Raw genomic sequence first — 23,859 nt, forward strand, 5'->3', positions numbered from 1 at the left:
ATCATAATAAAACTACTTAAATGTTAGCTGTTAAAATAAAACCCCATTTATTCAATATAAATAGGGTTTTTTATTTAGTAAGCGTTCTTCTGGAAATCTTCTATAGATTCAATTGGTTGACCTATGGTTAACGGCTCTGCACCTTGATGTGTTTTACCGGTGTAATACATTACCAATCGATTAGCAGTACGCGGCTTAACCGTATCGACAATGAATTTAATCATATCGGCGCGGCTTAATTTTTTAAGTTGTTCAATCACTAATTGGCGTTGATTAAAGTGTTCATCTTTATTACCAATGCTAACCCAGAATCGCTGTGCTCGCGCTCGAAGGTTAGTATCAGGCTCTGAGATTTGTGCAATTAAGCCTGTTTTACTGGCTTGCCATTGGGCTTCATTAAGCTCTAAAAGCACCAATGCAAAAGCATTAGTAAAGTCATCAATGGCATCTGATAAATAACTTGGCTCAGCCACGGGTGATTGAATATATAAGATCAACCCTGGGTGGCGATTTAACGGTAAATTCCCCGTCCCTACCATGTAACCGAGTTGTTGCTTAGTACGTAATTCATGGAAAAACGTGGTCGACATTAAATGGTTTGCGAGGGTATAAATCGCAATTTTTTTCGGTGTCGTTTGGCGTGATTGGTAATACATTAAGATGGCCGAATCTTCATGATTACAATCTAACTCATAGGTCAATGTGCCACTGTTTTCTATATGCACTAACGGCCGTTGTGATTCACCGTACAGTTGGTCGGTAACACGAAATGCATCTTTGAGGGTTTCAGCCAGTGCTAATGCATCTTTTTTGATCCAGTTACCATACACAAACGTATCAATATGCAGTTCTGCAAACATCGCTTCAACAAATGGTGGCAATTGATCGATAGTAATGGTTTCTAGCGCTGCAATTAAGTGCGGATAAGGCGGGTTATTAGGTTGTAATAAACCGGTTAATTGATTAAACAGCTGTGAGATAGGTTTATCTTCTGCGGCATTGCGCCAATTACGCAACATTTGCGCTTTGATATTATCAAACCGTTGTTGGGTAAAGTTACGCTGTTTAAAACGTTCTAAAATCAGTTGCATTAATTGTGGCTGTTTTTCACTAAACCCTGAAAGCTGCAGCGTTACGCCACCTTGATGGGCATAAAGATTGTAAGACATACCGGCAATTTCAGCAGGGTAAGCAGATTCATTGATAGCTTCTAACAGTAGCTCGACGCATAACCGTGTTTTGACAATATTAGTCGTTGAACTGACGGCATGCGGGCTATCAATCGCAACATAAACAATGCCTTTGGGTACGCGAAAATCATGTTCTTGTTTATGCCATAGTCTAAACCCTGGCAGATCTTGAATTAATTGTGGTGGTAATTCTGATCCAGCCTCAAGCGCTAATGGCTCAAATTTTTCGCACAAATAAATATTTGGCTCAGGCAATAATAGCTCTGCATCAAGGCTAACATTGGTCCACATTTCCACTTGTTGTGCTGTGAATGGTGTTACTGAGTAAGGGGTATCATACCAAGCAGCTATGCGGTCGTAATGACCACCCTGTGCCACTAATGTAAGTCGCATATTACTGACGCTAAAATAGGCTAATAGTTGCTCAAGTAAATCTTGATCGTAGCCTTCCATCATATAGTCGCCATAGATAATATCTTCGGCGTTGTAATGCAGTAGATTCATGACTAAATAACTGACGGTATCAAGTGGACGGCTTTTCTCTTGATAACGAAATGCCATCTCTAGCACCGATTTCTTTTCTTGATAACGCCAACTGTTTAACCCTTGTTGCTTTATTAACGCAATGAAGGCAAATACACACTGCACGATTTCATCGGTGTGTTGCTGGCCTTTAGGCGTTAAATTTAAGCCAATGGTAAATTCACGGAAATTATTACCACTCACGCCACCGCCAGCGGTTAGGGTATTGATCAAGCCGCGCTGTTTCAAAATCGCCATTAAACTGCCGCTACCTTCATTACCCAGTAAATGGGCAAGGTAAGATAACGGCTTGATTTGATAGTGCTCGTCAACCGAAGGCATTGCAAACGATAATGTTAACTTACGCAATTCTTTAATAGGTTCAATTTGAATGAACTTCTGACACTCGTTTTCAGTAACAAATGGCACGTCGATTGCTACTTTTTTAGTGGTAGCATTAGGGATTTTACTAAAGAAATCTTGAGTGTAGTGCTCTAACTCATCCAGCGATTGTGGGCCTAATAGTACTAGTCCCATCACATCAGCAGAATAATGTTGATGATAGAAAGCCAATAAATCGTCACGCACTGATTGGCCATTGCGGTCGTCAAGGGTGGTAAGGTCACCGACCGAGAACTTGGCAAAAGGGTGGGCTTGATTGATGGTTTCTTTTTGAACTTGATATAAACGACGTACATCGTCTTTTATTTTTAATTTGTATTCAGAATCAACAGCTTGACGTTCTTTATCAACCGCATCTTCATTAAATAATGGCGCGGTAAAAAATTGACCGAAACGATCTAAGCCCTCTTCAAAACCATGAGGACTGATTTCAAAGAAAAAGGTGGTGTTTTCAGTGCCAGTCCAAGCATTATTACTACCGCCATTGCGGTTAATGAAAGTTTGGAATTCACCGACACGAGGGTATTTTTCAGTGCCAAGAAAGAGCATATGCTCAAGAAAATGCGCCATGCCTTGACGGTCGATGGGATCATCAAAGTGACCAATCTCGACTGACAATGCAGCAGCAGAGCGAGGCGCTTCAGCATCATGAACGAGCAGTACTCGAAGTTCGTTCGCTAAAGTAAGGTAGCGATACTGCTTATGATCGTTAGGGCTAGTATGCACAGGAAGAGCCTATTTTAGAGGGAATTAGAGTAAGTATGACGTTCAATATTAAGGCTGGCAAATTGAAGATGCGATTAGATGAAGTATAAGTCGCATTTTTGTTAACAAATTGATGAATTAGTCATTACTTAATCAATTAAGTCGTTAAATAGTAGGCTTAGCCACAGAATTAAAACTCTTTGGTTATACCAATAATCAAACCATGTAATAATGATCGACCCACTCCAACAAATAACAGAGTGGCTATGGCGATTGTTTAACTGAGGTTATCGGAATATCTATGCAAATATATATTATGCGTCACGGCGAAGCCGAAAATTTTGCAGCCAGTGATGCTGAGCGCCCATTAACCGCGCGCGGTATTGCTCAATCACAGCAAATGGCGACATTACTCGCATCACATTTGAATGGCGAGTTGGATCATGTTTGGGTTAGTCCGTATTTACGTGCACAACAAACGTGGCAAGCAATGGCAAATACCTTACCGTCACCAATGCGAGTCGACAGTGTTGAGGATATTACGCCCTACGGTGATGCTGAAACAGTGGCTGAATATATTCAGGCCACCATTGAAACTGAGCAACCACAATCGCTACTATTGATTTCACATTTGCCATTAGTCGGCTATCTAACCGCAGAATTGGTCGCGGGTTTACAACCGCCAATGTTTTTAACGTCTGCGATTGCCGCGATTGACTATGATCCACAAACAGGAACCAGCACCTTGTTATGGCAACATCAACCACATAAATAATGGATAATCACCATGACTAAATTAGGAATAGTTACCGCAATAAGCGTCTTGCTTGCGGCTGGCTGCAGTGTTGGTGAGCCAGTTCGAATTGCTGCTAACGGTATGGTGAAGTGGTCTGATGGACGTACTGAGGGGATGCATGTCTCACAAACGGGTAGTAGCTTAACTTTTGCTAACTATTCCAATGAGGTCGGTGCGCCGCGCTCGGTTATTTTTGCGCGAATTGATAGTGCCCGTAATGATAATTGTGAATATTTTTACGTTGAAACCGCGGTTAAAAAACGCCTAAAAATCTGTGAGACAGGAGAAGTGACGTTATTTAACCATGGTAAAGTAGTGAACGTGGGTCATATGGTAAAACCAAAATACTAGCGTTCAGGAATATCAATTAACACCAATAATGATCCTGCGCCACCAAATTCTAGTGGAGCTTGGTGAAATGCCATCACATCTGGATGCTGAGCTAACCACATTGGTGCTTTTTGTTTGAGTATATGTTTGCCGATACCATGCATAACACAAGCACATGACACATGTTCTTTGATACAAGCTGCAATCATTGCCGCTAACTCTCGCTTTGCTTCTTGCTGCGTCATTCCATGCATATCTAAGTAAATATCAGGAACATACACTCCGCGACGAAGCTTTTTTACTTCATATTTAGACACACCTGTGCGCGCATATTGCGTTGGACCGGTGTCACTAAGATGCGGCTCAAACTCATCCGAGAAATAAAACTCATGATTTTGGGTCTCTTTGCCCATCACTTTTGCTTTATCCGCTTTAGAGTTCTGTTGACGTGGCGTGATTATGGTATCATGCGTGAACTTTTTTACGCCTTTTACCTCTGCCTTGAAGAGATTGAAATCATCTTCAAGCTGTGAATCTTTGTTACTCATAATGAAATTCCAACAATTATATAGTGGTATTGTAGCGTTTATCGGAGGCTATTTTGGATAAGATTTTTGTCGACGAAGCTGTCAGCGAACTTCACACATTGCAGGACATGCTACGTTGGACGGTAAGCCGTTTTAATGCTGCTGGCCTATTTTACGGTCATGGTACAGACAATGCATGGGATGAAGCTGTGCAACTGGTACTACCGACAGTTTACTTACCGTTGGATGTTCCACCGGAAGTGCGTAATTCTCGTTTAACAAGCAGTGAGCGTCATCGCATTGTTGAACGTGTTATGCGTCGAATCAATGAACGTACACCTGTTTCATACTTAACGAATGTTGCCTACTTTTGCGGTATGGAGTTCTTTGTTGATGAGCGTGTACTTGTACCACGTTCACCAATTGGCGAGCTCATTGAAAACCGTTTTGAACCTTTTTTACAACAAGAGCCAACACGGATCATGGATCTGTGTACAGGAAGTGGTTGCATCGGTATCGCTTGTGCGCACATGTTCCCTGAAGCAGAAGTAGATATTGTTGATATTTCGACAGATGCACTTGCTGTAGCTGAACAGAATATAACGGATCATGGTCTTGAGCAGCAAGTGATTCCGCTTCGTTCTGATCTTTTACGAGATATACCAAAAGATAAATACGATCTTATTGTAACCAATCCGCCGTATGTTGACCAAGAAGATATGGACAGCTTACCAGAAGAATTCCGTCATGAGCCAGAGCTAGGTTTAGCAGCGGGTAGTGATGGTCTAAAATTGGTACGTCGTATTCTTGCTAATGCGCCAGATTACCTGAAAGATAATGGTATTTTGATTTGTGAAGTTGGCAACTCAATGATCCACATGGAAGAGCAATACCCGCATATTCCATTCTTGTGGTTAGAGTTTGCTAATGGTGGTCACGGTGTGTTTATGTTGACCCGTGAACAGCTAGTTGATTGTGCTGAAGATTTTGCTCTTTACCGCGATTAATTAACACCAAGCTTAATCAATATTGGTAACAACAATAAAAAATCAGCCATAATTTATGGCTGATTTTTTTTATGTTAGTGAGTTTAGAATTATTTTATTAACTCATCATCACTGCTGTCTTGTTCAAGCCATAAGGCATTAATTATCGCAAATGAACATGCGAGCAAAATACCTAAAAACCACGCTAAATACCACATTGTGTGTTTATTCCTTAGTACAGTGACGTCTTATTGTCTTCGATATATTTGGTATCAAGACGACCAAACATTTTGTAATAACACCATGAGGTGTATGCCAAGATCACCGGTACCATTACAAACGCAACAATAGTCATGATATGTAATGTGTATTCTGATGAAGTTGCGTCCCAAAGAGTCAAACTAACATTAGGATCTAGGCTTGACGGCATAATGAATGGGAAGGTTGCAAACCCAAACGTTAACACTACGCCGACAGCTGTTAGACTTGAACATAAGAAAGCAAAGCCACCACGATCAGCACGTGAACATACTGCGGTTAATAATGGCATTACTACAGCAAGTATTGGCGCGATCCACAATATAGGATGGTTATGGTAATTAGAGAATAACCCACCTAGTTGACGAACAACTTCTTTGGTTAAAGGATCGGATGCGGCATTAGGTAATACTTGAGATGTGATTACATAACCATTAATACCTTGAGCAACAAAACCCGCAATAACAAATAATATTGCCATTAAGATCGCCGAAATAACGGCAATTTTACGTGCGCGGCTATGAATAGCTGCTGTGGTTTTCAATTGCAGGAATGTAGCACCTTGAGTGATGATCATTAGTAAACTAACACCACCACACAATAACGCAAATGGGTTTAATAATTGATAAAACGACCCATGATAAGTCGAAATCATAAATTTATTAAGCTCAAATGGTACACCTTGCATTAGGTTTCCAAACACGATACCAAAAACAATCGGTGGCACAATACTACCGACAAAGATCGCTTTATCCCACAGATTACGCCATTGGCTACTTGGTAGTTTAGAGCGGTAATCAAACCCTAATGGGCGTAACCACAATGATGCTAATGCCAAGATAAGCACCACATAAAAACCAGAGAATACTGTTGCGTAAACTAATGGCCATGCCGCAAATAAGCCACCACCGGCGGTGATAAGCCACACTTGGTTACCGTCCCAGTGTGGTGCAATGGCATTAATCATTACGCGGCGTTCGCTATCAGTCTTACCAATAAAGGGTGACAGCATACCAACGCCCATATCAAAGCCATCGGTGATCGCAAAACCGATGCACAACACACCGATTAACACCCACCAGATAACTCGCAAGCTTTCATAATCAAACATTACTTTGTTTCTCCCTGCTTATGCTTCAACCTGATGTGTTAGCGCATCTTTGGCATTATCTTGTTGTTCAAAATGATAACGACCTGTCTTTAAACTGCTTGGACCTAAACGGGCGAATTTCACCATTAAGTAGGCTTCTGCAATAAAGAACAAAGAATAAAGCACAATAATTAACGACAGTGAGAACCATAGCTGTGATGGTACTAAGTGAGATGCCGCCATATTTACTGGCAAAATATCACCAATAGCCCATGGTTGACGGCCATATTCCGCCACAAACCAACCTGCTTCAATCGCAATCCACGGTAAAGGTATGCCATAAAGAGCCGCTTTAAGAATCCACTTATTAGAAGTGATCTTATGTCGACATGATTGGAAAAATGCTGCTGCAACGATGGCAAACATTAAGAAGCCAGCCCCAACCATAATTCTAAAGCTAAAGAATAACGGCCATACACGCGGTATAGAATCATTCGTCGCTTGTTGAATTTGCTCTGGTGTCGCATCAACAACGTTCTTAGTGTAAGGCTTCAATAACAGCCCATAACCTAAGTCACCTTTTACTTCATTAAAGGCGGCGATATCGGTTGGGTTTTTATCACCTGAACGTAATTTTTGCAGTAAACCATAAGCAACCATACCGTTACGAATACGCGCTTCATGTTGCTTTTTGAGATCATTAATGCCCGTCACTTGAGTATCTAGTGAGCGTGTTGCGATAATCCCCATTAAATACGGGATCTTAATCGCGTATTCGGTTTTCATCTTATCTTGGTTAGGGAAACCAAAAGCAGTGAACGCAGCAGGAGCAGGTTCAGTATGCCATTCTGCTTCAATCGCAGCGAGTTTGGTTTTTTGAACTGAGCCTAATTCATAACCTGATTCATCACCTAATATCATTACCGCAATAATTGCCATTAATCCAAAAGAGGCAGCAATGGTAAATGAGCGACGCGCAAAGCCAAGATCTCGGCCTTTAAGCATGTAAAACGCACTCACACCAAGTACGAACATTGAGCCACATACATAACCTGATGCGACGGTGTGAACGAATTTAACTTGTGCTACAGGGTTAAAGATAACTTCAGAGAAGCTGATCATTTCCATGCGCATGGTTTGATAGTCAAAATGTGCACCAACAGGGTTTTGCATCCAACCATTGGCAACAAGAATCAACAATGCAGATAAGTTAGAACCTAAAGCGACTAACCATGTAACAGTTAGATGTTGACGCTTTGAAAGTCGATCCCAACCAAAAAAGAACATACCGATCATGGTTGATTCTAAGAAGAACGCCATCAAAGCTTCAATTGCTAATGGCACTCCAAAAATATCACCCACATAATGAGAATAATAAGCCCAGTTAGTACCAAACTGAAATTCAAAGGTTAAACCTGTCGCCACACCAAGTGCAAAGTTGATGGCAAAGAGTTTTCCCCAAAATTTAGTCATATCTTTGTAAACTTGTTTACCCGTTATGACATAAATTGACTCCATTATTGCTAATAAGAACGTCATCCCTAGCGTTAATGGTACGAATATAAAGTGGTACATTGCAGTAAATGCAAACTGAAATCGCGATAAATCAACGACATCGTGTAACATAATAATAAAGCCTTATTTATAATATTAATTTATAAAACTTTAAAAATTAATATTATATTACGAGGTGTTAGATTTATGTCTAATCATTATTTGTGAATAATAATTGTGATAAATATAACAGCCGTTATTAAATGGAAATCTATTATAAACAACAATTTTTCACTATTTAATTTTATTAAGTCGTGTATTTTGCAATCTAAAAATCGTGTTTTATAGGTTATGTAATATATTATTATTAATAGTGGCTGGTTGTGTTATCAAATAGAGCGATAAATGTAAATTAGCAACAATATATATTAAGGCCGGCGTTTTTTACTATTTGAATTTTATTTATTAGAGGTTAAGAAATACTGAAGGGTTATTAAATAAGTGGGTAGAGGAGTCATATTTAATACTCACCCCATACAACAAATATGGAGTGAGCTAATAATCAATTATATTTTACGCTTTATGCTGTGCTTGTTTCTCTTTTAATGCTGCCATCACTGTTGATTGGTGTTGTAAGTAATCTTCTAAACCAGCACGACGTAAATCACACGATGGACAATCACCACAACCATCACCCACGATACCATTATAACAAGTTAGAGTTTGCTCACGAACATAGTCTAATTTGCCATATTGATCAGCTAGCGCCCATGTTTCAGCTTTATTCAGCCACATTAACGGCGTAGCAATAGTAAATGGACGATCCATACCTAGCACTAACGATTGATTAAGTGAACGCACAAATTCATCGCGGCAATCTGGGTAGCCAGAAAAATCGGTTTCGCAGACACCAGTGATCACCGTTTCAGCTCCGATTTGATACGCATAAATACCGGCTAAGGTTAAAAATAAAATGTTGCGCCCGGGTACAAAAGAGTTCGGTAAGCCATTTGCTTGTAGTTCATGCGAAACAGGAATGCTATCACGGGTTAGTGAACTAATTGCAAGCTCGCCTAATAAACTTACATCCATGACTTTATGGGCCGTCACTCCAAGATCTTTGGCGATATGTTCAGCAATTTCGATCTCTAATTTATGGCGTTGACCGTAATCAAACGTAATACAGTGTACTTCATCGTAGTGTGCTAACGCTTGAATTAGGCAAGTGGTTGAATCTTGACCACCACTGAAAACAACAACGGCTTTTGTCATTATGAATATCCTTTATAAGTGATTACCGATAAACAGTCGGTATAGCAACATACTAATAATGGTGCAATTAGTATGAGGGGCTATGCTAACCCAGCTGTTGACGATAGAAAAGTAGCGATCACAAATAGCGTAGATAAAAAAAAGCCGCACTTGAAAGTGCGGCATAAAAATAAACAAAATATGGTATCCATGTACAGTTAAGTAACCGAAGTGCAGAGGGTGCTTAACGTGTACTCATATTTGTTTAAAGACACAAAATACTAAATAAGGGGGGAGCTGGCGCTGTAGCTAACCAGCTCAAGGGGTTGTTTGTTGGTTATGCTTGCCATTTACCCGTTTGTTGTAGCTGTTGTAATTGGGCAAGGTAAGCACTGGTATCACCGATATTAGCTGCGATCCATTCGTCATTATAATAAGTATCTAAATAACGCTCACCGCTATCACACAATAAAGTCACAATCGAACCAGTTTCACCACGTTGTTTCATTTCAGCCGCTAATTGCAATACGCCATACAGGTTTGTCCCTGTTGATGCGCCCGCTTTACGACCAATAATATGTTGTAGCCAATGTACTGTTGCCACACTTGCAGCATCAGGAATTTTGCGCATTTCACTGATTACATTAGGAATAAAACTTGGTTCAACCCGTGGTCGACCAATACCTTCGATACGGCTACCACTGTCTAAAGTAATCGTTGCATCTCGATTCATGAAATAGTCATAGAACACGGAGTTTTCAGGATCAACCACACATAATTGAGTTGGATGCATTTGGTAACGAATATAGCGCCCAATTGTTGCTGATGTACCGCCAGTTCCTGGGCTCATCACAATCCATGTAGGAATGGGAAAGCGCTCAAATTTCATTTGGTTAAAAATGCTATTGGCAATATTGTTGTTGCCACGCCAGTCTGTAGCGCGTTCAGCATAAGTAAATTGATCCATATAATGACCATTTAGCTCTGTTGCTAGACGACGCGATTCATCATAAATAGCTGCAGAAGAATCAACAAAGTGAGCTTTACCGCCATAAAATTCAATTTGCTCAATTTTTTTACTGGCTGTTTTACGTGGAACAACAGCAATAAAAGGTAGTCCGAGTAAACGTGCAAAGTAGGCTTCTGAGACAGCTGTGCTACCAGATGATGATTCAATCACTGTGGTATTTTGATTGATCCAACCATTACATAAGGCATATAAAAACAGTGAACGTGCTAAACGATGCTTTAAACTCCCGGTTGGGTGAGTGCTTTCATCTTTTAGATAAAGATCGATACCTTCAAGGCTTGGAATATCTAGTTTAATTAAATGGGTATCAGCAGAACGTTGATAGTCAGCCTCAATCACTTTTATCGCATTACTGATCCAAGCATTTTGATCTTGTACGGTATTTGCTTTCATAGTCATAGTATTACCTCTTTGCCTAATTCGAATCCATCGAGTGTTTACTTAATCAACTCCCTTGAAGCAACTGGGTATATAGTAAACATAAATACGGGGGAAAACTTTGCCTTGTTTGCTATTTTTTGGCTGTTAAGTGGGAAAATTTGCTATTTTTATGCTTTTTGTTGAAATCAAGTGCTATTTATTGTTCACTTTGTGGAATGTAAATGTCGTTGTTTCTGTTGTGTATGGTTAAATGTTACCATTTTATAGCGTAAATCAAAGCTCGTTTACTGTTAATTAGCACCAATAAACGGACACTAATCGTCATAATGGATGATTTTTTTTGCCTCTCAGCGTAATAAAAGGTATTTTTTAGTAAGTATTTACCCTTTTGTTGTAATTGGTGGAATGAATGGCAGTTTTAGATAGTGTTGATAGAACGTTATTACGTTTGTTACAAGATGATGCGACCATGCCGTTGGCTGAACTTGCAGAAGCTGTGAATTTAACAACCACACCCTGTTGGAAGCGCCTAAAACGTCTTGAAGAAGATGGTATTTTGCGTCAACGGGTTGCTTTGCTTGATCCGGTAAAATTAGGTATCGCATTTACTGCTTTCGTACAAATAAAAACCAGCAATCACTCGCAAGATTGGTTTAATCATTTTGTATCGACTGTTACAGAATTTCCTGAAGTGATGGAGTTTTATCGTATGGCGGGAGAGTATGACTATATGATGAAAGTACAAGTCGCTGATATGCAGGCTTTTGATAATTTATATAAAAAGTTAGTAGCTTCTGTTTCTGACCTGACCAATGTGACTTCCACCTTTGCAATGGAACCGCTTAAATATACCACTGCTTTACCTGTTTAAATGCGGTATTTATAATGCAAATAACCCCGAGACATTCATACAATGGCTCGGGGTTATTGTTTGTACATAACTTAAATCAATTAACGCTGACGAATTAATCCTTCCTGTACCGCTGTTGCGACTAATTGCCCTTGTTGGTTATAAATCTCACCACGAACAATACCGCGCGAACCACTGGCTGATGGACTATCAATCACATATAGTAGCCACTCATCGACTTTAAATGGGCGGTGGAACCACATTGAATGGTCAATGGTTGCAACCTGCATATGAGGGCTAAACAACGTCACGCCATGTGGGTGTAAAGAGGTGGTTAAAAATCCCCAATCAGAGGCATAAGCCAGCATATATTGGTGAATACTTAATTCATTTGGCATTTCACCATTAGTTTTGATCCATAAATATTGCTTCGGATCTTCAATAGTCGGTTTTAATGGATTAACCACCGTCACTGGACGTACTTCAATTGGGCGTTTGTGACCAAAGGTTTCAACAATCTTTGGTGGTAGATATTGAGCTACCGATTCAACCAATTCACTCTCAGAGGCTAAACCTTCAGGCCCTGCAACTGTTGGCATTACCGATTGGTGTTCAAACCCAGATTCATCAATTTGGTACGATGCAGTTAAGTAAAAAATAGGGCGACCATTTTGAATCGCTTTAACACGACGGGTGCTAAAACTTCTGCCATCGCGTAGGGTTTCTACATCATAAATAATCGGTTTCTCGGGGTTGCCGGGTAACAGAAAGTAGCTATGAAAAGAGTGTAAGTGTCGCTCTGGATCTACCGTTTGCTGTGCTGCAGACAATGACTGACCAATAACTTGACCGCCATAGACTTGCGGCAAACCTAAATTTTCACTTTGGCCTCGAAAGAGTTCCTGTTCAATTTGCTCTAATTGCAGCAGAGTGAGTAGTTCATCTAATTGTTTGCTCATGGTATATCCTGAAAAATAAAAACTGAAACAATGGTAAGCTTATTTAACTCTAGTGCCAATATGCCTACGAGTGCCCTTGCCAACGATAATAGCGCAGTACTAGCCGTCCGTTATCTGATACTTCAATATCTTCTGCTCGTAATGCCGCGATTTGTCTTAATAGTGCATCATCTGTTAATGAAATTCTGCCTTGACTGTTAATAACACGGTGCCAAGGGATTGTTGAACCTTCGGGTAAGGTTGCCATTAAGCGTCCGACATGGCGTGCGTAACCGGGATAACCGGCAAATTTTGCTATATCGCCATAGGTTGAAACTCGTCCAAATGGAATTTGATGGACTTGGCTATAGATTTGATTGGAAAAGTCGTCCATATTTATAAGTAGCCGTTAACAAATATGCTCGGTAAATAGTAAATAAAATGTTTGATATATAATAGCGGCTCTATCTTTTTAGACAACAGGATAACGCAAGGAGGTGTTGCCATGTTGTATGCTGCTTCATTGGTTACCGTTAGCTTAATTTTAACGGTGTTAGGTGTTAGTGCTCTTGGCCCAACGTCAGGAGAACTGCCTGTGTTAGCACTTGCTATCCCTGCTTTATGGTTATTACCGCAAAGTGGTGTCGCAGGGTGGTTATTACTCTGTGGGCTCGGAGCGTATGGTGCCGTGCTTCCAGAGCAACCACTAGCATTGTCTATTAGCTTATTTATGATGTTACCGATTCTGATGATCTGCACATCGGCTAAAGGCTGCTGGCAACTCGGCGCTCTAATGGTGTCGATTGTGCTGTCTATGAACGTCGGTCTAATGGCATTACAAGGCGAGGGTAAACTTGAAGGTAGTATCAGTGCTACCGTGATCCAAATTATCGCGATTGGTGTAATTTGGTATGCCGCCCGTAGTTGGCGTCCGATCACTGGTAATACGTGGTGGCCATTGTTTGCTGTATTTCCACTGTGGCTTGGCGGCATGGAAGCGGCAGCGTTAGTTGGATTATGTGTCACTGGCTTAATTGCCGCGCTACAAAGCCTAGTTAAAATGCATCATCAAGATTGGATTCCGCGTTTAGCTTGTGTGTTACCTGCAATAGGGTTTACAACCTTAGTGGTATTGCCACAGTTCAGTGTTGCCAATCCTATTTTAGTATCATGGTTGTTAGTGTTAGGCGGCGGCTTATTAGGGGAATCATTACTAGATGAACCTGAAGAGGAAGATGAATAACATCATAGCTAATAGTGACCAATAGGCTGACTTTATTACAATTTTGTTTTATTTTGCATAAATAATCAGCAGTTAAACAAAAGCGTAAGATAACGGCTTGCATTGTGGGCGAGGTTAATAGATAATCCTTCCCGTTCTCGAAAGAGACAAAGAATCTATGGAGGCCCCCATTGGTCCTCCCGCAACACTAACCTGTGAACTCGGCCAGGCCCGGAAGGGAGCAACCGCAGCAGGCGTCGTGTGTGCCGGGATGTGGCTGGTGGGGGCTTCCACCCATCTAAAATTCAGAAATCCCCATTCTATCAAATAGTTAATTTAATTATAACTTTCTATAGTGTAGTTCAATATTAGCTTGTCGCTGTTGTTTTTTAATATCTCTTTGTTGTAATCTTCAAACTCTCAAACTCTCAAACTCTCAAACTCTCAAACTCTCAAACTCTCAAACTCTCAAACTCTCAAACTCTCAAACTCTCAAACTCTCAAACTCTCAAACTCTCAAACTCTCAGCGCTGTAGCATGAAAACATTTAGGTTAAAAAAAACCGACATGGTATTAGCATATCGGCTTTTTTAATTTGAGCTTACTGGTTGCGGTGGTGCTAGTGAATGCGACCAATACGGTGGAAGCGAACTCCATCAGGTAACCAGTGTGGCCACATTGAATTTGGATTATGGTTGAACGTAAAGCTGATCCAAATAAAGGTCGCTTTGCCGACTAAGTTTTGCTCTGGCATAAAGCCCCAGTAACGGCTATCTAAACTATTATCTCGATTATCACCCATCGCAAAGTAATGGCCTTTTGGTACAACCCATTCGCCCATTGGTGAACCTGGCTGCTGGTAATAACGGTAAAGTTGTTCAGGCAATGCAGGATCACGCAAAATGTGATGATTAACTTTGCCTAGTTGCTCGTTGTATTCATCTAACCGCACCCCTTGCTCAGTAAAGTTAGTTAAGCCCACATATTGTTTAGGCACTTCTTGCGCGACAGGGCAGACTTTTTGACCATTACAAGCAGGTTTAATATACAGAGTTTTGTTTTGGTAAATAACGGTATCACCCGGTAAACCAACAATACGTTTGATTAAATCGATCTTTGGGTTAGATGGATCAATAAATACGGTAATGTCACCACGTTGCGGCTTGCCTGTGGGAATTAAGGTTTTGTGGAAAATAGGATCACGGAGTCCGTAAGCAAATTTTTCTACCCCAATAAAATCACCCGGCAGCAAGGTTGGTTGCATTGAGCCACTTGGAATTTGAAAAGGTTCGATAATAAAAGATCGAATAATCAAAATGGCAAACAACACCGGAAACAGTGAGCGTGCTTGATCAACCCAACCAGCTCGACTTTGCTGTGGCTGCTCTTTACGTTTTGGTTGCCAAACGAACTTATCTAACGCGAACACAATACCTGTTATTAAGGTCGCGAGAGTAAGAATGAGTGAGAACAATTCTGCGGCGTTGAATACTGAAAGCATGTGCAATCTCAAAAATGTGTAAATAGAATAATCTATAAATAATAGTACTGCTTATTGAACATGATTCAGCGGCTAAATAAAATGGTCAGATTTTGTAAACTATGATCTCACTAAACTCTTAAGTTAGTCCGATAGTGTTATTTTTGGCTGTGAGGTTTGAGTGGGATAGGGGCTTGGCATGCACTCAGCCCATTATTCGTCATCTCGAAAGTTGAGGAACGAAGCTATCCGTGATCTACTCAAGGCGTGCTTGAGCCTTAAAGAAGCCAATGAATTTAATTGATGGGGTGACACCAAGGATAACTCTCGATTTATTTTGAGAATCACCCTTGATGATATTGGCAATATTTATATAAGGTGGATTTGGCTACCTGATATTTCAAATAGGTGTCGTCTGCGCGGTGCATATCCTTATTTGTTATATCAATTACTTCGATGCGCTAAGGTTTTGATATTCCTCTAGAGCAAAACCATCAGTCATTCCACTAATATAGTCAATTACCAATCTCGAACGATGGTAGATCTCTGTTAACCTCTGAGCATTTGAGGGACTCTCGACGTCATAAAGATCAGACACTACAGAAAAGTAAGTATTCTTATGTTTACTTGATAGCTTATGAAATAAACGTGTTTCAATCGGATGGCTTTTTAATCTGTTACTTTGTGCTAAAGTCTTAAACTCCGAAAATGGTAGTTTAATCAGTGGAGAGTATATTCTCAATAAACCATAGATGACTGCATATCCTTTTAATTCCAAGTTTTCTACTTCAGCGTGATTAAATACATTATCTACTGATAGAAGCCTTAAAGTCTCAGTTGCTAGGTTATACTTATCGCACCCATCGAGTAGAGACTCGTCAAAAGCTCCCGAAAAAACCAAATCATGGTTTTCTACATAACGACTAGCTGCATAGTGCGCAAGATCATTAACTAATGTTGTACGAAGGGTCAAAATATAAGCATGGTTACTATTGAATTTCTGCTCTTTAGCTTTTTCCATTGCTTTTTCAGAAATTTTTAGCAAGTACCCGTCATCTACAACAGTATCATCAATATCCTCTTTACCGCGAAAAGATTCCCATATTCTTGCTATTTCAGAATGAAGTTTACCTATTGAAAGAATACCTTTATCGATTGCATCGTCAACGTCTGCTATGCAGTAAGATATATCATCCGCTGCTTCCATAATATAGGTTAAAGGAAATCTAGCACCATCTTCAATAGCAAGATTTTCTTGTATAGATTTATACAAGTCTTCTTCCGTTAGGTAAAAGCCTGGCTTTTTTTTCCTGTAGGAGAATTTATCATTCGATGACGGCTTATCTTCGTAAGCAGCTCTAGTATATTTTATCAAACAAGCCAATTGCGTATATGTAAGATTCAAAGCTTGTATTTGATGTAGTAGCCTGATCCCCTGCGCATTACCTTCAAAATTACAAAGATCCTTAATAAATTTCTGGCAATTTGGTTCCTTATCAAAAGCATCATTTATTAAGTCAGCAAGAAAGGTCTTTGTCCATAAATTAATAGCTTCTTCGCCAAAATGACCAAATGGTGGATTACCGATATCATGCAGCAAACATGATACTTCGACTGCACTAACAAAACCCTCCGAATACTCTGAGAGATCAATCCCCTGCTTACCCAACTCTTTGAGAATAATTTTACTTATGTAGCGACCGACCTGCTGAACTTCTAGAGAGTGCGTTAAACGACTTCGTACAGCTGCATTAGATTCTAATGGAAAAACTTGTGTTTTCTGTTGTAAGCGCCTTACAGCGGCAGAGTTCACTGCTCTACCACGATCACTTTCCATTTCTTCGTTGAAATTTCGACCTTCAATAGTGGAAGAACGAAATCTATCAGATTTTAACTTTTCTTTATAATTCATATTATTTCCAGCTGATTGATATAACAACATGCCCCAATGTGCCCTTTGAACATGCACGCGTATTTATCTCTTCATAATATAAAAACCATTATAAATCAGATACATTTTTAGTTATTAATCCCGAGAGTAATCACAAAATAGGGCAGTAATATATTTAGTTTGAAAACCCAACGCGCTGTGAGTAGATTCCCTATCTCGTTCGTAACCTCACTGTAGGGAATGACGGGATTTGGTTTGGCATTCACTGTTGGCAATGGCAATGGCAATGGCAATGGCAATGGCAAATTGGTATCTATGGTGGCTATAATGGGAGAATTGAATTTCCTGACAGTAATGACGATAGTTGCTTGAAAGGGATTGTTAATGCTGTTGAGTGATGATATCAATACTCGATGTTAATTAAGGTGAGTGAAAAAGGCGATGGCGCAGGATACTGAGTTAATGCATAAAGTGAATACGGTGTTGTTATTGCATTCTGAATCTTTAACCCATTGGGAGCGTGATTATTTAAGTAACTTAAATCAAACGTTAATTCATCACGGTCAATTATCGGAAAAACAATTAACACTATTTAAGCAAATCGTAACACGCCGAAAAATAACTATTTAATTTAAAGCTTATTTGCAACTTCAATTAAATTACCATCGGGATCGCGAAAATAAAGCGAGATGATTTTTCCCGTTGCGCCAGTGCGTTCAACTGGGCCTTCGATAATAATGACATCTTGCGTTTGCAGATGTTGTTGAACCTTATCGAGAGCAGTAGTCGCAATAAAACATAAATCAGCACTGCCAACTTGCACCGTGGCGGCCTTAGGCTCAAATTCTGCGCCATGCTGGTGGAGGTTGATCTTTTGATTACCAAACCGAAGTGCAAACCGATTATCGCCAAAGGTGATTAACTCCATGCCAAGCACCCGTTGATAAAAGTTAGCACTCACATTTATATTAGCGACTGTTAATACTAAATGATCAAGATGACTAAGCTTCATTGAGTAACTCCTTATCTCTCAATAATTTGCTATCGACGATATCATATTCAACCGAGTGTGGTGATACTTGATTTAATATAGGTTGATAAAATAGATTACTGAAAAAATTGTTGCAGCTTTGGTGATTAATATTATGGTTAATTAAATCTTTTTATAGGCTGCTTGTTATGAACACCACAATTGAAACAATACTCAATCATCGCTCGATCCGCAGTTTTACTGACGCTGCTATTTCTGATGAGCAATTAAATGCGATCATTGCGGCAGGTATTGCGGCTTCTAGCTCAAGTATGATCCAAGCGACCTCTATTATTCGTATCACTGATCCAAATAAGCGAGCAGCATTGGCGCACCTTGCTGGTGCTCAACCTTATGTTGCTCAAGCGGCCGAGTTTTTGGTGTTTTGTATTGATTATCAACGTCATTATTCAATTAGCACTGAGATCAAACCTGAATATACTGAGTTAGCCTTAATTGGTGCAATTGATAGCGGCATTATGGCGCAAAACTGTTTAGTCGCTGCGGAATCAATGGGTCTTGGTGGCGTGTATATTGGTGGGCTGCGTAATCATCCGCATGAGGTTGATGCACTACTTAACTTACCGCCGTATTGTGCGGTTTTATTTGGTATGTGTTTAGGTGTACCAGCGCAAGATCCACAATTAAAACCGCGTTTACCAATGGCTATGATTTTACATCAAAATGAGTATCAGCCATTAAATAAACCACTGTTAGCACAATATGATCAACAAACGATGGCATATTACCAGCAGCGTTCAAGCCATAATAAACACCAAGATTGGTCTAACACCGTTACTAAAACCCTTTCAAAAGAGTCGCGTCCATTTATGGCGGAATATTTTCACAGTAAAGGGCTGATGGAAAAATAACTCTTGTTGAGCATCGATGAGGTTAGTAACTATCAATATCGAGTAGCGAATAGGTTATTATCGCTACTCGATATTGATGAAGATTACATATAAATAAACTGCCGATATAGTTTATCAAGCTCGGCTCTTATTGATTGTATTTGGGTATCATTATTATTATCACAAGCGGTTAATAATCCTTTCTCAGTGGCAGTGATCTGCTGGCACAAATCTGCAATATTGGCACAAAACTCAGCTGAGTGGATGCCTTCATCTGTGGCTGTGATGGCACTACGCTGCGATGAGGTTGGCGTAATCTGATGCGCTTGATTATAGAACTGTTGGCGCTGACGACGCTGCTGTGATTCATCAATCGCGTTTTTCATCGCAGGGGTGATTTTATCGGCATATAAAATGGCTTTACCGTTGGCATTACGGGCGGCTCGACCAATGATTTGAATTAAGGCTTGGGTAGAACGTAAGAAACCTGCATGATCCGCATCCAGAATCGCTACCAACGACGCTTCTGGAATATCTAGCCCTTCGCGTAATAAGTTGATACCGATTAACACATCATACTGACCTTGGCGAAGCGCATCGATGATCTCTACCCGTTGTTGGGTTTTGACATCGGCATGAATATAGCTGACTTTAATATCGTGTTGCTGCATTAATTCATATAAAGACTCGGCACTTTTTCTGGTCAGGGTGGTGACTAATACCCGTTCATCTTTTATGACGCGTTGCGCTATTTGTTCTAGTAAATCATCAATTTGAGTAGCGAGCGGCCGCACTTCAACAATCGGATCGAGTAAACCTGTTGGGCGAATAATTTGTTCGACAACATGGCCTTGAGATTGCTTAAGCTCATAGTCGCCAGGTGTTGCTGATACAAAGATCGTTTGTGGTTTTATTTTTTCAAATTCACTGAATGTGAGCGGGCGGTTATTTTTGGCTGACGGTAAGCGAAAACCATAATCAATTAGCGTTTCTTTGCGGCTTTGATCACTGCGTTGCATTGCCGATATTTGCGGCACCATCACATGTGATTCATCAATAAATAATAACCCGTCTTTAGGTAAATAATCTAATAAGGTAATCGGTGGTAACGTCGCATCACGCTCATTGATATAACTGGCATAATTTTCAAGTCCAGAGCAGTAGCCTAGTTGCTGCATCATTTCGATATCATGCATGGTACGTTCATATAACCGAGCTGCTTCAATAATTCGATTATCCTGATTAAGTTCAGTAACGCGTAATGCTAAGTCTTGCTGTATCTTAACCGCTGCTTGAGTGAGCTTTTCTTTGGAGGCCGCATACAAGGTTTTTGGGGATACAAAGTAGTGCTCAATATCGCCTTCTACTTTGCCTGTTAATGGATCTAGCCATTGCAGAGTTTCAACCTGATCATCAAATAATACTGCTCGTACTGCTTTGGATTCAGAGTCGGCAGGATAAATATCAAATACATCACCATGAACTCGAAACGTGGCGCGTTCAATGGTGCGATCACAGCGGTTATATTGAAGTGCGGTTAAACGTTGAATAAAGTCTTGGCGAGTAATTGTTGCGCCAACAAATAGCGGAATTTGTACGGCGCGGTATTGGTCGGGATCGCCTAAGCCATAAATAGCCGAAACCGATGCCACTACAATCACATCTTTACGCTCGATTAAGGATTTAGTGGTCGATAATCGTAACCGTTCAAGTTGCTCATTAATGGCAGAGTCTTTACGAATAAAGCGATCACTACCGGGAATATAAACTTCAGGTTGGTAGTAATCATAATAAGATACAAAATATTCGACCGCGTTTTCAGGAAAGAAGCGTTTCATTTCGCTATAAAGTTGCGCGGCGAGGGTTTTGTTATGTGCCAAAATCAGTGTTGGGCGTTGTAAGCGATGGATCATATTCGCCATCGTGAAGGTTTTGCCTGATCCTGTTACCCCTTTTAGAGTCTGGTGAGTAACGCCTTGCTCAACGCCATCAATCAGTTTAGCTAACGCCTGTGGTTGGTCACCAGAAGGTGGGTATTTTGAATGTAGAATAAAAACATTATGCGGCATAGCGAGTCGCCTTTAGCTATTCATTATTAGTATATAACTTCAACATACGCTTATTTGAATCGAATCTCTAACTCAATAAGCGACCATGTTGATTAAAATATACTAGATGGATTGATGTTAGCCTTGATTAGCTGCGACTTTTTTTATTGAACGATAATTAGAGTAGGTAATTAGCAGGCCTGCGATCACAATAAATAGTCCGCCACCAAGGGTGTTATAGGTTGGCAATTCATCAAATAACCAGTAGCCAAAGATGCAAGAAAATACAATTTGAAAGTAAAAAAACGGTGCCACATGGGATGCTTCGGCAATGTTCATCGCTTTAATTAAACACAGCTGCGACACAATGGTGACGATAGGAATAGTGATAAAGTAGGGTAATGCTGTCAGGGTTGGAGTTTTCCACATCTGCGGCTGAATGATGAGCAGCAAGCTTGCAATTGTACCAAGAATAAAAAACGAATTAATCAGCACCGACAGTAGCGAGATCTTAGAATCAATGGTTTTAGTGATCAGGTTGTAACCAGAGTTTGTTACCGCAATCAATAAAGGCAATAAATACACCCACTGTAAGCCTGTTATATTGGTCGGGTTAATCACCACCACCACGCCAATAAAGCCCAATAAGGTTGCGATGATTTTTATTGGGGTCAGGGTTTCTTTGAAAAATAATGTACCACCGAGCATATAGGCGATACTGCCCATTTGCACAATGATGATATACATTTCCAGCGGTATATATTTTAACGCAATCACTGACGTCACCGCACAAACTAAAAACAACACTGCCCGTAAGATTAACTTAGCGTTAGTAGCAAAAATGGCGGTTTTAGTTTGTTTAGGCATAAAGATAAGCATGCATAAAAAGGGGATCGCAAACCTAAAAAATACCATTTGAATTGGATGATAACCGTGTTGTATCAGATATTTATCAGCACTGTCTTTAAGGGTTAATGACAAGGTCGCAACGATAATTAACATCGCACCGAGCATATTATGATTTTTTGTCTGCATGGTATTTTTATCGTTTTGTTAATTAGATGTCACTAAAGAATCATTAATTTCTCATTAGCATAAAGTGTCTATTTCTAATCTACCATGATTTTCAACAAACTATTTTGGCAACAATAAAATAATAGCCAACCGTTAAAGGTTGGCTATTTGGATTAACAAAGAGGATTTAAAGTAGGTTAAATATAATCGCTGAAATGGCAATTAAACCAATCACAGTCACAAAAGCATTACTTATTTTACCGCGGTACTTTTTTAGTGATTCAATATTTCTAATTGCATACATTGGCATGATAAACAAAATCATAGCAATTACCGGACCGGAAAAGGTTTCCATAATGCTGAGTACACTAGGGTTAATGACTGCGGCATACCATACTGATATAAATAATATCGCGATGGTGAGTTTGTTGGCGAGTTTAGGCGTGATATTGGTGTGTTTAGTGATAATGCCGTTTAGACTTTCACGGCCACCGAGAAAATGACCAAAGAAAGAAGAGGTGATGGCAATACATGCAATAAAAGGCCCTAATGATTCAATCACGCTGCTATTCATCTCATTGGCAAGGTACGACAAAATTGAAATGTTTTGTACTTTCGCTTCCGCTAATTGAGCAGGAGAAAGACTCAGTACACATGAAAACACAAACAACAATACGAAGGTGATAAGCATCATCGAAGTGTGTTTTAAAATGTAATCGACCTTAGTACTAGCCTGAGCGCCGTAATGACGTTTTTGAGCGACAGAAAAACTGGAAATAGCAGCAGTATGACTAAACGCAAAAATAGTGGTTGGAATAGCAAGCCAAAGGGTTTTACCAAAATCGGAGGCGCTAGGTACGGTTGCAAAATCAGGCATTTGCCAGTGTGGGATTAGATAAATAGACAATCCAAATAAAATAAATACTAACGGATAAACAATAATCTCAAACGCGCGTAATACCATTTTTTCATTAGTTAGCATAACGCCGATCATTAAGGTGACTAATATCCCTGAAAGTAATATTCGTGGTGGAGGGGTCATCTGTAACTGGTGGACAATAAAGCTTTCAACAGTATTGGTTAAGCCAACGCCATAAATCATCAAAATGGGGAAAATAGACAGAAAATATAATACTGAAATCATCAAGCCAAATTTATGGCCAAAGTGTTCTTCAACCACATCGGTAAATTCGGCTTGAGGTTGTTGAGACGATAAAATAAACCGTGCTAAGCCGCGATGGGCAAGAAATGTCATAGGGCCTGCCAGCAATGCCATGACAATTAATGGCCAGAGTCCACTGACACCAATATTAATCGGTAAAAATAAGATCCCCGCCCCGACGGCGGTGCCGAACAGGCTAATGATCCACGTTTTATCGTGTTTAGTTAGGTTTTGCTTATTATGATTAGAAAGTGTTTCTGCATTAGGGTAAGGCATATAACTGACCTTTATATTAGTATTTTATTATAGGTATGTTGGTATCGGTATTGATGTTCGCATGAGCGTAGTTATCGGTGTGATGTTGAGCTTAGAGAAATAAAAAAGCTTCTATTTTGCAATAGAAGCCTTATT

22 protein-coding genes and 1 other RNA gene are annotated in these 23,859 nt (G+C 40.0%); 8 read left to right on the top strand and 15 right to left on the bottom strand.

The genetic code is table 11. The features are described 5' to 3' along the window. Positions 1–74 precede the first annotated feature (74 nt). Positions 75–2,840: an insulinase family protein gene (locus PAND9192_RS00840; protein ID WP_087852162.1), complete on the bottom strand. Its 2,766-nt coding sequence runs from the start codon at positions 2,838–2,840 to the stop codon at positions 75–77. Positions 2,841–3,120: 280 nt separating this feature from the next. On the opposite strand from PAND9192_RS00840, the gene sixA reads away from it, so the two are divergent. Further along, complete coding sequence (sixA, locus tag PAND9192_RS00845; protein ID WP_087852163.1) at positions 3,121–3,594, top strand: phosphohistidine phosphatase SixA; 474 nt, start codon at positions 3,121–3,123, stop codon at positions 3,592–3,594. A 12-nt stretch (positions 3,595–3,606) separates the two neighbouring features. Next, a complete protein-coding gene (locus PAND9192_RS00850; protein WP_087852164.1) occupies positions 3,607–3,966 on the top strand; it encodes a hypothetical protein in 360 nt (119 codons plus the stop codon). Here PAND9192_RS00850 and smrB read toward each other — a convergent pair. Continuing rightward, entirely contained in the window at positions 3,963–4,493 is a 531-nt protein-coding gene (gene smrB, locus PAND9192_RS00855; RefSeq protein WP_060997038.1) for an endonuclease SmrB, read from the bottom strand. The genes PAND9192_RS00850 and smrB overlap by 4 nt on opposite strands. Positions 4,494–4,546: 53 nt before the next feature. Here smrB and prmB point away from each other — a divergent pair, with 53 nt between their 5' ends. Continuing rightward, a complete protein-coding gene (gene prmB, locus PAND9192_RS00860; protein ID WP_060997037.1) occupies positions 4,547–5,479 on the top strand; it encodes a 50S ribosomal protein L3 N(5)-glutamine methyltransferase in 933 nt (310 codons plus the stop codon). An 89-nt stretch (positions 5,480–5,568) separates the two neighbouring features. Here prmB and cydX read toward each other — a convergent pair whose 3' ends face one another. From cydX to PAND9192_RS00885, 5 genes are all read right to left on the bottom strand, one after another. After that, entirely contained in the window at positions 5,569–5,676 is a 108-nt protein-coding gene (gene cydX, locus PAND9192_RS00865) for a cytochrome bd-I oxidase subunit CydX (RefSeq protein WP_065177288.1), read from the bottom strand. Positions 5,677–5,690: 14 nt separating this feature from the next. Beyond that, positions 5,691–6,827 carry a cytochrome d ubiquinol oxidase subunit II gene (cydB, locus tag PAND9192_RS00870; protein ID WP_087852165.1) on the bottom strand — a complete coding sequence of 379 codons (1,137 nt, stop codon included), beginning with the start codon at positions 6,825–6,827 and terminating at the stop codon, positions 5,691–5,693. A gap of 18 nt (positions 6,828–6,845) precedes the next feature. Further along, complete coding sequence (locus PAND9192_RS00875; protein ID WP_087852166.1) at positions 6,846–8,432, bottom strand: cytochrome ubiquinol oxidase subunit I; 1,587 nt, start codon at positions 8,430–8,432, stop codon at positions 6,846–6,848. 441 nt (positions 8,433–8,873) lie between these two features. Beyond that, a complete protein-coding gene (queC, locus tag PAND9192_RS00880; protein ID WP_087852167.1) occupies positions 8,874–9,572 on the bottom strand; it encodes a 7-cyano-7-deazaguanine synthase QueC in 699 nt (232 codons plus the stop codon). Positions 9,573–9,888: 316 nt separating this feature from the next. After that, a complete protein-coding gene (locus PAND9192_RS00885; RefSeq protein WP_087852868.1) occupies positions 9,889–10,974 on the bottom strand; it encodes a PLP-dependent cysteine synthase family protein in 1,086 nt (361 codons plus the stop codon). A 397-nt stretch (positions 10,975–11,371) separates the two neighbouring features. Between PAND9192_RS00885 and PAND9192_RS00890 the strand changes: the two genes are divergently transcribed. Beyond that, a complete protein-coding gene (locus PAND9192_RS00890; RefSeq protein WP_036795591.1) occupies positions 11,372–11,833 on the top strand; it encodes an Lrp/AsnC family transcriptional regulator in 462 nt (153 codons plus the stop codon). An 80-nt stretch (positions 11,834–11,913) separates the two neighbouring features. Here the strand turns inward: PAND9192_RS00890 and tesB are convergent, their stop codons facing one another. Together tesB and PAND9192_RS00900 are read right to left on the bottom strand one after the other, a co-directional pair. After that, the gene (gene tesB, locus PAND9192_RS00895; RefSeq protein ID WP_060997031.1) at positions 11,914–12,771 is read right to left on the bottom strand and encodes an acyl-CoA thioesterase II; all 858 of its coding nucleotides are present in this window, start codon (positions 12,769–12,771) and stop codon (positions 11,914–11,916) included. Between the two features lie 64 nt (positions 12,772–12,835). Further along, positions 12,836–13,144: an MGMT family protein gene (locus tag PAND9192_RS00900; RefSeq protein WP_087852168.1), complete on the bottom strand. Its 309-nt coding sequence runs from the start codon at positions 13,142–13,144 to the stop codon at positions 12,836–12,838. 111 nt (positions 13,145–13,255) lie between these two features. On the opposite strand from PAND9192_RS00900, the gene PAND9192_RS00905 reads away from it, so the two are divergent. Together PAND9192_RS00905 and ffs are read left to right on the top strand one after the other, a co-directional pair. Continuing rightward, positions 13,256–13,993, top strand: coding sequence for a VP0952 family biofilm-associated protein (locus PAND9192_RS00905; RefSeq protein ID WP_087852169.1), 738 nt, complete (start codon positions 13,256–13,258; stop codon positions 13,991–13,993). 168 nt (positions 13,994–14,161) lie between these two features. Then, an RNA gene (gene ffs, locus PAND9192_RS00910) (signal recognition particle sRNA small type) lies at positions 14,162–14,258 on the top strand. 333 nt (positions 14,259–14,591) lie between these two features. Here ffs and lepB read toward each other — a convergent pair. Continuing rightward, the gene (gene lepB, locus PAND9192_RS00915) at positions 14,592–15,473 is read right to left on the bottom strand and encodes a signal peptidase I (RefSeq protein WP_087852170.1); all 882 of its coding nucleotides are present in this window, start codon (positions 15,471–15,473) and stop codon (positions 14,592–14,594) included. 427 nt (positions 15,474–15,900) lie between these two features. Then, positions 15,901–17,364 carry a dGTPase gene (dgt, locus tag PAND9192_RS00920; RefSeq protein WP_159458193.1) on the bottom strand — a complete coding sequence of 488 codons (1,464 nt, stop codon included), beginning with the start codon at positions 17,362–17,364 and terminating at the stop codon, positions 15,901–15,903. Positions 17,365–17,784: 420 nt separating this feature from the next. Here dgt and PAND9192_RS00925 point away from each other — a divergent pair, with 420 nt between their 5' ends. Then, positions 17,785–17,973, top strand: coding sequence for a hypothetical protein (locus PAND9192_RS00925; RefSeq protein ID WP_060997027.1), 189 nt, complete (start codon positions 17,785–17,787; stop codon positions 17,971–17,973). A 1-nt stretch (position 17,974) separates the two neighbouring features. On the opposite strand, the gene PAND9192_RS00930 is transcribed toward PAND9192_RS00925, so the two are convergent. Further along, positions 17,975–18,355, bottom strand: coding sequence for a VOC family protein (locus PAND9192_RS00930; protein WP_087852172.1), 381 nt, complete (start codon positions 18,353–18,355; stop codon positions 17,975–17,977). Positions 18,356–18,522: 167 nt separating this feature from the next. On the opposite strand from PAND9192_RS00930, the gene nfsA reads away from it, so the two are divergent. Then, complete coding sequence (gene nfsA / locus PAND9192_RS00935; RefSeq protein WP_087852174.1) at positions 18,523–19,245, top strand: oxygen-insensitive NADPH nitroreductase; 723 nt, start codon at positions 18,523–18,525, stop codon at positions 19,243–19,245. A gap of 83 nt (positions 19,246–19,328) precedes the next feature. Here nfsA and uvrB read toward each other — a convergent pair whose 3' ends face one another. The 3 genes from uvrB to PAND9192_RS00950 form a co-directional block, all read right to left on the bottom strand. Next, positions 19,329–21,293, bottom strand: a complete 1,965-nt coding sequence (uvrB, locus tag PAND9192_RS00940; protein ID WP_087852175.1) for an excinuclease ABC subunit UvrB — start codon at positions 21,291–21,293, stop codon at positions 19,329–19,331. 117 nt (positions 21,294–21,410) lie between these two features. Next, a complete protein-coding gene (locus PAND9192_RS00945) occupies positions 21,411–22,307 on the bottom strand; it encodes a DMT family transporter (RefSeq protein ID WP_087852176.1) in 897 nt (298 codons plus the stop codon). Positions 22,308–22,473: 166 nt separating this feature from the next. Further along, the gene (locus tag PAND9192_RS00950) at positions 22,474–23,724 is read right to left on the bottom strand and encodes an SLC5/6 family protein (RefSeq protein WP_065166409.1); all 1,251 of its coding nucleotides are present in this window, start codon (positions 23,722–23,724) and stop codon (positions 22,474–22,476) included. Positions 23,725–23,859: the final 135 nt, after the last annotated feature.

The sequence above is a fragment of the Photobacterium andalusiense genome (assembly GCF_900185625.1).
GTDB lineage: Bacteria > Pseudomonadota > Gammaproteobacteria > Enterobacterales > Vibrionaceae > Photobacterium > Photobacterium aquimaris.